We start from the raw sequence: 10,473 nt of genomic DNA, 5'->3' as shown, positions 1-10,473 counted from the left end.
CCCCCAACGAACTGGCTGCCAGTGCAACGGATTCGTCGTAGCTGTTGTAGCTATTTCCTGCCACGGCTTCCGCCGGGTGATCCAGCGACAGGTATTGCTCTACCGTCATCACGCCCGTCGCACTGTCTATCTGGATAGCAAACGCCGCCTGGCCAGCAAAGGCTCCGCCCACCACCTGGCCGACCACCACCCCGTTGTCCAGTTGCACCAGGGTTATGGCCGAACCGTCGGTCAGCGCCAGGCCCGAAGTGGCATTACTCACCACCAGGTTGTACACCTTGCTGCCTGCCACAGCCGCGCCATCCGCCCCGTAGGCTTCGGTTGTCAATGTCACAACGGCGCCATTACTGCTGGCCTTGCTGATATACCCAGCCCCACTCACATCCGGATCGTTACCTTTCACCACCGCTCCGGTATCAAGGGTGGCGGTACCGCTGGCACCACTCTCATCAAGCCCCGCCACCGCACTGCTGTTGACGCTGATAGCCACGCGTGGCACATCATCTTCCACCTTGATGGCAAAGCTCCCCGCCGGGAAGCTATCTGTAAGCTGATCTCCGTCACCATCGGTGGCAGTCAGTACGCCAGAGAAGTCGATCCCCACGCCAGTCAGTTGTTCGCCGTCATCACCATCCGCTGTCGGATGGTCCAGCGGACCAATCAGGGTAAAGCTGTAGCTGCCATCCGCCCCTACGGTCAGGGTAAAGACCGGCACACCGCCTGCATTGGCGGTCAACACATTACCCACCACGCTGTAGCTGAGCGCTACACCGCCACTGGTCAGTCCCAGCCCCACCAGACTGCTGACATCACTGCCCAGACCAAAGCTGCCAACCCCATCGGCACCAAAGTTGACCAAGCTATTGAGGGTACCGGCCGCACCGCTGGCGCTCACACTCTGACCCGTCCCTTCGCTATTACCGCTGGTCAGCGCATCTTCATGGACCAAACTGCGCACAGATAGTTCTTCCCTATCAACCAGAGTTGGTATGTCATCCAAAATGGCGACATCAAGGGTATCGCTAGCCGTATCACCATCACTATCGATCAGCACAACGCTGAAGCTTTCGCTCAGGGAGGTGTCATTGACGGGTCTTGTATGGTCTCCATTATCGCCAAGGGTATAGCTGTAACTGACTTGCCCTTCACCGGTCACCGGGTTGTAGGTCACCGCTGAGATAGTCAGTACATTTCCTAACGAGCTGATAATGGATTGTGGAAACGATGCGCCTAACTGGCCATTGGTGATTAATGTAACGCCAGCCAAGGTCAAACTCTGGACGCCATCAGGGGCATTAAAAGTAAACACACCACTTTGAGTTAACGCGGCAGCGTTAGGTGCCGAACCGTCGACCAAGTTGGCATCACTGACCAACACCTCTCCCCCTTCCAGAGTCAGCCCATCAAGGCCTACCGCCTCATCTACCGGAGTAATGGAGATAACGAGTGTTGAAGTCACTGTATCCTGGCCATCAGTTACCTGATAGTTCACTGGGGGAACAGCGCCATCATAGTTAGGCGCAGGAGTAAAGATATAGCTCCCATCCGGATTGATGATCAGCGTGCCCACTCCGGTAATGGTGGCAGCAACACCAGCAGGGACTCCGATATTGATACCCCAGTCATATGAAACGATAGAGGCATCAGCAGGCCCATCTGGATTGGTACTATTGTCGAGCAAATTCCCACTGATCTGAGTGTCTTCCAGGGTCACGGCGGTTTCGCCCAAATCATCAAGCTGATTTTCAAGAATCAAATCTTCGGCCTGATTTTCATTGATGACAGCGGCCGTATCGTAGGTGGTATCAAACCCTGCAGCCGCTATCGTGGCATCGCCTGTTCGATCAATTGTTACGAAACCACCATTACCACTGGCCCCCGCAACCCCACCAATACCGCCACCACCACCGGCCGCTGGTGCCCCACCAGCAGCAGAAGCCTCAAAGTTTTGAGTCGGGTCAACACCCTGCAGAATCGATTCTTGCAATGCGGCAATATCTGAAGGTGCGCCTTCCTGGCTGGCCGCCACTTGCGGTTGAGCAGGTTCAGCGGACTCGGAACCTGCCGGAACATCCGATGCTGGAGTATCGTCATAAGGGGAAAGAGCCAGCTTGGCGTCATCAGCTATGGTCAATTTGGCTCCGGGTTGGAGAATTTCCCCTTTTTGCAGAGGGCGGCTGCTTCCATCAGCCAGCACAATCTCCACATTGCCTTCGATAGCTGAGACAACCACGGACTTGTCGATGATTTGGGTACGCATATCCATTGCTCCAAGGTGACAGATCTTGATGTCTACACCGTAGAAGGAGATAGCGCGCTGTTCCTTTGCAAAAAAGCGTACGTTCGAGAGGAATTCAACAAATGGACGGAAAAAAATCGAAGAGTTGGAATTTCTTAATACAAATCAGAACCCTAGACACAGCCCCATTCAAGGCTGACCTTGAGTTGGTTATAGAAAAATAGCGAAAAGAGAAGTGACTGGTATAAAAAAGGCCCCTATCGGGGCCATTTCCAGCATTTAGTTCAAGACAATGGGAAGGCAGGATGAACAAATCCCTGGTAACCATCGATATGCAACTTGGAAAGCAGTTCCACTTGATGTTGATCCTCGACACGGGTCGCAATGGTGGTCACACCGGCATTGTGTGCGGCGCGACACACTGCAGCTAGGAATGAGGTGTCAGCCCCCGGCTCCATGACCTGACTGGTATAACCGTGATCGACCTTGACATAAGCAGGCGACAACTCCTCCAGATAGCCCAGAGACTGGAAGTGACGGCCATAGTGGTCAACCCCCCACTGGAAACCATGAGCTTGCAAGGTGCCAACCAACGCAGCCACGTTGTCTTTATGTTTCATGATGGCAGCTTCAGGTATTTCAAATAACAACCGCTCTTTGAGCTCTGCATGCTCGGTCAGATAGCGCGTCAGCCAGGTTAAAAATTCATCCGAGCAGAGCGAGCCAGCAGTGATGTTGATCGCCAGTACCAGATCAGACTGTTTTTGCAATAATGGAACGCAAGCATCAAGCACCGCTTGGTCAAACTCGCCCCCCAATTTGAACTGTTCAATCGCGGGCAAGAACTGACCGGCAAAATAATCAGTACCATCCCGAGAGATAGAAGCAAACAGCTCGGCATGCAACCTTGCTCCATTATCAAACCGGCAAGCTGGTTGGGCTTTGAAGCGCCAAAGTTGTCGTGAAATTGCATCTTGTACCAGATCTCGCCAGGCCAAACGCCCCATCAAACCTTGCTCGGTCCCCCCTTCCATCACCACAGCACCACGGCGTTCATTGCGCGCCTTGCCAAGCGCATTATCGGCTTTGGTCAACAAGGCAGAGAGATCATCATTGCCATCACGACCGGCAATACCAATGACGGAGAGCGCATCCCCTTCGCCCATTGGATTCACCACCAGATCGGCAATGCGGCTATTAATCACTTCAGCCAGCTCTTTTAGCTGAGTCAGATCGTCAGTTGGACAGAGCAGCGCATATTCCGTCGCGGAGATCCGTGCCAAGGCTGCGCCATCCCACCCTTTTAATTGCTCTTTCAAAGCCTGAGCTATCGATTTGACCATGTTGTCACGGGCAGCAAAGCCTTCATCGCGATAGATATCATCCAGCATGTCGACCGCAACCAGCATGACGCCACCTTGGCCAGCCTCCGCTATCCATGCGTTTACCTGACCCACAAAATAGGCTCGGTTGCCAAGCCCCGACACGGCATCGACATAAACCCGCTCACGCAATTTCTCGGCCTCATCGGCTTGCTCTTTGAACTGCAACGCCAACTTGCTTGAGAGGGTGTTGATCGCCTGAACGACCTGCTTCAATTCATGGGTTTTAGGCTCCGGGATCGTATGACCGAAATGGTGCAGCTCAATCTCGACTGCTTGATCACAGATCTGTTTGAGTGGCTTGAGCAAGTAGTTGAGTGCTCTCATCAACAAAATGGTGGTGATCAAAAAGCCGACCAGAAACCAGCTCGCCAGCTCGCTCATCCCCCGCCACAACTCGTAATAAGCCTGGCCGGGGTGACCCACTACTTTTAATTTTCCAAGCTGCAACCAGCCAGACGTCAGAATTGACTCGTTGGATACCTCAGGAAACAGTCCCAAATTTACAAACCACCGCGGTACCCCCTGAATATTGTTGGTATTTTCCTGCTCGATGACATCCTTTGATGCCAGCAGATCAAGGCGAACCAGTCGATAATAGCCACCATCAAAAATGGCCTGGATCACCGACTCGGCACCGACCTTGTCACCGTTTTCCAGATAGGGGGTGAGCGCAAGCCCCAGTGAGGTTGCCGTATTGATGACCGTTGTTTCCTGTTGCTGCGCCAGATAAGTGCGGGTTGAATTGAATTGCACCCAGTATGTGGCCGCAAATAACAATCCAAACAGCAGCAGCATGGTAGCTAATAACTGTCGATAGAGCGTCATAGGTTAATCATCCAAATTCACCACTGGCCGAGCCAATCGCCCCGAGGTCATGCGATTGCGTAAATCATTCCATAATCCCAAGCGGGATGATTGACCAGCCAGTTCCCCTTGGCCTCGTGCCTTCATCAACCACAAGTGACTACCGTTAAAACTGTAAATAGGCACCAGATCACGCCGCTGTGTGGCAGGGCGAATCGAGCCTATCAAATTATCCAAAATAACCGGAACGGAAGAGGGTGTCTCATAATATGCCACCACCATGTGAAACTGGTTGTAATCAAGCGCCTTGACGTACACCATCCGCATTTTATCATCCGGGATCCCAAGCTCGAGCAGCGTAGAGTATTTGGCGATACTGAAATCTTCACAGTCTCCCCCAGCGGCTCCCAAAAATTCCAGCGGGGTTGCCCAATAATCCTTTTTGCGCCACAACTTGATATCGTCAATAAAACGCATCCGATTGAAAAAATTATTAACCCGCTCAAGCTTTTTTTCTTCGCTCAGGGCCCTGCCCTTCGTCTCCATGACCAACATACGCCAACTGGTTACACGCTTACCGGCTCTGGCGCCATAGGTCTGCTCCGCCCGTTTGATCAAGTTGAGATCTTCCTGTGGCAGAGGCTGACTGGCACAGAGCAGAAGTGAGAAGGGTAACAGCAGGATCCACAAGGAGTGGCGCAGAGCGCGTAGCGATCGGTATCTCCATTCATTGAGAAGATAACACCATCGGCTACCGGTACCACGCTGGAGTGTCACGTCATATTCCTGCTGCATTATTACTGCTGCACTCCTCAAAGCTCGTACAACAACCTGCGTTAGCCAAACATGGTGACTGCCAGCAGCAGTCACCATGTTGGCGTTCATGATCCCAGCGGGATCATGAACAAACGGTTATTGCCTGGCCTGCCATTCAGCGGGTTGTTTGACGCTAAATGCATTGAGCAGACTACCTGTCGCGTTGAGAATGCGATAGTCAGCCAGCAGTGCATCATACTCAGCGGTGATATAGCTGCGACGCGCCTCGAACAGTTCGTTCTCGGTGTTCAATACGTCCAGCAATGTCCGTTGACCCAAACCAAACTGCTTCTTGTATGCCTGTACGGTGTCATAGCTGGCGTCAACATGCTCTTTCAGGAAGGTCTTCTGCTTGGCCAGCGACTCTTTCGCGTTCCAGGCCAGACGAGTGCCTTCCTCAACCTGGCGAAACGCATTCAAATGAATGTCTTTCGCCTGAGAGTAGAGAGCCGATGTTGCATTGCTCTCTGCCACATCAGAACCGCCACGGAACAGGTTGTAACGCATGCGCACCATTGCGGTCAGATCATCGTTGCGCCCTTTGACCGCATCGATATCCTCATTCCAGTTCTGATCGACCTCGAATGTTACATTCGGGTAGAAACCGGATTTGGCGCCTTCATGTTGATACTTGGCTGCTTCGATATCCTGCAGAGAAGAGAGCAGGGTCGGGTGGACTTCGGTCGCCGTTTTCAGCGCACTATCGAGGCTGGTCGGTATAAGCTCGGTATTGGGAACCGGCTGTACCAGATCTTTTGGTACCTCGTTCACGACACGAATAAATTCACTCTCTGCGTCGCGATAGTTGTTTTCAGCAGCGGCCTGATTTGAATAGGCCCGGGCAACACGACCTTCAATCTGGGTCTGATCCGCAGTAGAGCCAAGCCCTGAATCAGTCCGCTTGCTGATGTCGCTGCGGATCTGTTCGTGGGTTTCCAGGTTTTGTTTGGAAAGCTCCAGGATCTCCTGCTGGCGCAGCATATTGAGGTAGACCTCAGCTACTCGAAGCGCAGTATTCTCTGCTTCGGAGATCATCGCCAGACGCTGGGCATTGGCTTCTGCTTCGGTTCTGGAGACGTTGTTGCTGACATCAAAGCCATCAAACAACATTTGCCGCAGACTCAATCCTGCCTCTTTGCGAGTCATGGAATCATCAATATTGCTGTTGGCACTGGCAGCACGGGTAGAAGGGCTGTCAGTTTTTTCATAGCCTACGCCACCACGCAGATCGATCGTAGGATAATAGCCACCCTTGGCTCCATCATGCTGATAGAGTCGTGCCTGATACAGATCAAACGCTTCCTTTATCTTGGGATGCGTAGCAAGTGTCTGTGCCACCGACTCTTCCAGAGTCTGGGCCTGACCCAAACTCGGGATCAGGATGCAGCCACTGACCAGCATGGCAACAATCGTTTTTTTCATGTTATCTCCAGTCATGTTTTGTTTTTAGATTGTTGGCTTATCGTTCTCTCAGTGCCGACTGCTTTGCCCGTAAAATCGGCTTAAGCAAATAGTCTAGGACACTTTTTTTACCAGTAATGATATCAGCACTGGCTAACATACCGGGGATGATGGGAAGTGCGTTAAGCTCATCGCCCAAGTAACTCTTCTCTGTTCGAACCCGAACCAGATAAAAGGAGTTTCCCTCCTCATCCTGGATCGAATCCGCACTTATCTGTTCAACCTTGCCATGCAATCCTCCATAGATTGTAAAGTCGTAGGCAGTAATTTTGACGATGGCATCCAGCCCCGGTCGCAGGAAGGCGATATCTTTCGGCGACACCTTGGCTTCTACCAGCAAGGTATCCTCAAGCGGCACAATCTCCATCAAATCCATGCCGGGCTGAACCACGCCGCCCAAGGTGTTGATCTTGAGTTTCTTGATGGTGCCCTTGAGCGGAGCAATCACGCTGGTCCGGTCGACCCTGTCTCGCAAGCCAACCTGCCCTTCTGATAACTGGCCAAGCCGCCCCTGTTTCTCATTCAGTTCAGTCTGGGAGTCTGCTCTGAACTTCAGCGCAATATCATTACGCTTGGAGATGGTCTCACGCAGTACCGAATTGAGTTTTGGGATCAGCAGACGGTTGCTCTCCAGCTCCCCCTGCATCTCGTTGACCTGCCGCTCAAGCTTGATTAGCTCCACTTGAGGCACTATACCTTCTTTCGCCAACGGACGGCTAATATTCAGTTCCTGTCTGGCCAGATCCACACTGCGATTCACGGTGCGGATCTTGGCATTCAGTTCAATCAGCTCCTGCTCTTTCTGTTCGATTTGCTGACCAAGAATATAGAGCTGGTTCTTCAGGTTATTGAGGCGATCCCGCTGTACAGACCGCTCACGGTGTGCGTATTCGGCAAAGACGGTTTCATAACCATCGGGAAACTGGATTGGCGCTTCACCTACCACGACTTGTTCACGCCACCCCAGTGCCGGGTCGTTTTTCACCTCGACGCTGGCCATCTCGGCGCGCAGACGGGCCACATCCCCCTTGAGGGTGACGACCTCTTGCTCCCGTTCTCTAAAGTCGGAGCGGAAACGGGTGTCATCAATGCGCAGCAGCGGCTGCCCCTTTTCGACGATATCCCCCTCTTTGACGAAGATCTCTTTGACGATCCCCCCTTCCAGGTTCTGGATCACCTGCAGCTGACGGGACGGAATAACCTTGCCCTGACCCACGGTGACTTCATCCAGTTCGGCCCAGGCCGCCCAGACGATGGCACTCATGAAAAAGAGGAAACAGCACCATAGCAGGATACGAGCTCCGGTCGGCGTGGTCAGCAGTACAGCTGCCGCGCCGTCATCGACAAACTCCAGATGCTCGGGTGCTGGCAATACCTCGCCGGAAGGCGTCTTTTTGCTGCGCTTGAACCAGTCCATGAGCCCCTTAACCATGGGACACCTCCTGCACGCGCACCTTGCCTTCCTTCAACTGCTGCAACACCACCTCTTTGGGGCCATCAGCAACGATCTGCCCCTGCTCGATGACGATCACTCGCGATGCCACATCCAGCATCGAGGTTTTGTGAGTGATGAGGATCAATGTGGTTTCCGGGCCCAGTCTGGCGAGCTCCTGTTTGACCTGCATCTCGGACTGGTTGTCCATGTTGGAGGTCGGCTCATCCATCACCAGAATGGGGGGATCATTGAGCAAGGCGCGTGCCAGCAGGATCGACTGACGCTGGCCACCGGAGAGCTGACGCCCCCCCTCACCTATCTGCCGATCCAACCCGTTGGGATCCCTGTTGGTAAAGTTGGTGACACCCGCCCGCTTGGCGGCGCGCAAGACCCTCACATCATCCACCAGCGGATTACCCAGCATGATGTTGTCCCGCACAGATCCGAAAAAGAGAATGACATCTTGCGGAACACAGCCGATATTGCGACGGATCACCGCAGGCGGCAGTTGATCGAGTTCAAAACCGTCGATACGTACCGAACCATCAGTCGGTCGATACAGTCCCATCAACAGCTTCTCCAGGGTCGTTTTACCCGCCCCAATCCGGCCGATAATCGCCACCTTTTCGCCCGGCTGAATGCGCAAATTGATATTGTGCAGAGTGCTGGTTTCCATGCCGGGATATTTGAAGGAGACATTCTCGAATTCAATGCGACCGGCAATCACCGGATGATGGATATATTGCTTACCCTCCTCCTGCTCTCCCGGGGTTTGCATGATTTTTTCCAGAATATCCAGTGCAGATTTGGCCTGGTTATAACGGGTCGACAACACGGAGAGTTGCACCATGGGCGCAATGGCGCGGCTGGAGAGCATCACGGCGGCAATCATGCCCCCCATGGTGACCAAACCTTCGGAGATCTGGTAAACACCGACGATCACCAGACCGACTGTCACCACCTGCTGGATATAACTGGCCAGTGAGGACATGGAGTTGGTAATGCGGCGGGTCTGTACGCCCCAGGTGGAAATATGGGAGACGGCCTGTTCCCAGCGATGTTGGAACATGCTCTCGGCGCCGAAAATCTTGACGGTTTCCAGCCCGGAAATACTTTCAATCAGATTGGCGTTCTTCTGGGACGCAAGGCGCGACCCCTCTTCGATTGACTGCTTGAGGGGCTCCTGAATATAGAAGCTGTAAGCGATGAGGATCAGCATGGCGACGATGGGGACCACCACCATCACGCCTGCAAACATCCAGATGATAAAAAGGAAGAAGACGGCAAAAGGCAGATCGATAAGAGTAGAAACCGTTGCAGAGGTGAAAAACTCCCGCACCGATTCAAATTCCTGAAGATGTTTGGCGAAAGCGCCAGTGGAAGCGGGACGAGACTCCATCCTCATGCCCATCACCTTGGCGAAAATCTTGGCGGACAGCAGCACATCAGACTTTTTACCGGCAATGTCGATAAAGTAACTACGCAACTGCCGCATCACAAAATCGAAGGTAAAGACCACCATGGCCCCGACCGCCAGCACCCAGAGTGAATCAAACGCTAGATTGGGCACAATCTTGTCATAGACGTTCATGGTGAAAAGAGGGCTGGCAATGGCAAACAGGTTGATCAGAATGGAGGCGATCAGCACATCGCGATAGATACCGCGGGATTCGAACAAGGTGCTCCAGAACCAGTGTCCATCACGGGTTTCCAGCACCTTGGGAGAGCGCTCGTCAAACTTGAACTGCTTCTTCACATAGAAGAGGCGCCCCAGATACTCATCACCCAATTGGGCTGAGGTCAGCCATTGCGCTGCATCACCGGCCTGCGGGAAAATCACTTTCCCCTGGCTGCGATCTTCGTTCCACTCCAGCAAAATGCAGGCGCCACCACTGCGCATCTGCAATACACAAGGCAGCAGCAAGGGAGAAATATCGGCCAGTGGCTGTATCACTTCACGGGCGGATAACCCGCCCCGCTCGGCAGCACGGCAAAAGAGTGCGGTAGTCAGGCGTCCGGAGACCAGTGGCAACCCGGTCGTCAGGGCATCCTGGCTGTTGGGCACACCATAAAAACGGGTCAAGAAGACCAGACACTCCAATAACTCATCAATACGACTTGTTTCTGCTTGCATAGCATCCTGTCACTGCATAAATGAGGTAGATAAGAGCGTTCATCGCTCATATTTCCCTGCTATCGCCACGCTAAAACCGAGTGGCCTTCCCGCTGATGAGACTGATCAGGGGATAAACCTGTCCAGATAGATCGCGACACTCATCGCCAATTTCCCGACACAGCAGCAATGGCGGCATGAATCGTTATTGGTAAAAATA

Annotated in this window: 6 protein-coding genes; all 6 read right to left on the bottom strand. The window is 53.1% G+C overall.

The genetic code is table 11. From position 1 onward, the window contains the following. Nucleotides 1–2,260: retention module-containing protein (locus tag AB5Z05_RS12985; protein ID WP_368151798.1), on the bottom strand; the 2,260-nt coding region annotated here is incomplete at its 3' end. A 263-nt stretch (nt 2,261–2,523) separates the two neighbouring features. Beyond that, complete coding sequence (locus tag AB5Z05_RS12980) at nt 2,524–4,449, bottom strand: EAL domain-containing protein (RefSeq protein ID WP_042056178.1); 1,926 nt, start codon at nt 4,447–4,449, stop codon at nt 2,524–2,526. A 3-nt stretch (nt 4,450–4,452) separates the two neighbouring features. Continuing rightward, nucleotides 4,453–5,205, bottom strand: a complete 753-nt coding sequence (locus AB5Z05_RS12975) for a transglutaminase-like cysteine peptidase (RefSeq protein WP_005350994.1) — start codon at nt 5,203–5,205, stop codon at nt 4,453–4,455. A gap of 135 nt (nt 5,206–5,340) precedes the next feature. After that, nucleotides 5,341–6,666 carry a TolC family outer membrane protein gene (locus tag AB5Z05_RS12970; RefSeq protein WP_005359768.1) on the bottom strand — a complete coding sequence of 442 codons (1,326 nt, stop codon included), beginning with the start codon at nt 6,664–6,666 and terminating at the stop codon, nt 5,341–5,343. Between the two features lie 37 nt (nt 6,667–6,703). Beyond that, nucleotides 6,704–8,137, bottom strand: coding sequence for an HlyD family type I secretion periplasmic adaptor subunit (locus AB5Z05_RS12965; protein WP_005350982.1), 1,434 nt, complete (start codon nt 8,135–8,137; stop codon nt 6,704–6,706). Further along, nucleotides 8,130–10,274, bottom strand: a complete 2,145-nt coding sequence (locus tag AB5Z05_RS12960; RefSeq protein ID WP_106843946.1) for a type I secretion system permease/ATPase — start codon at nt 10,272–10,274, stop codon at nt 8,130–8,132. Before AB5Z05_RS12960 ends, AB5Z05_RS12965 begins: the two co-directional genes overlap by 8 nt. Nucleotides 10,275–10,473: the final 199 nt, after the last annotated feature.

Origin of the sequence: Aeromonas sp. R2-4 (assembly GCF_040908365.1) — a bacterium.
GTDB classification, from domain to species: domain Bacteria; phylum Pseudomonadota; class Gammaproteobacteria; order Enterobacterales; family Aeromonadaceae; genus Aeromonas; species Aeromonas veronii.
This window is presented reverse-complemented; position numbering and strand designations above follow the sequence as displayed.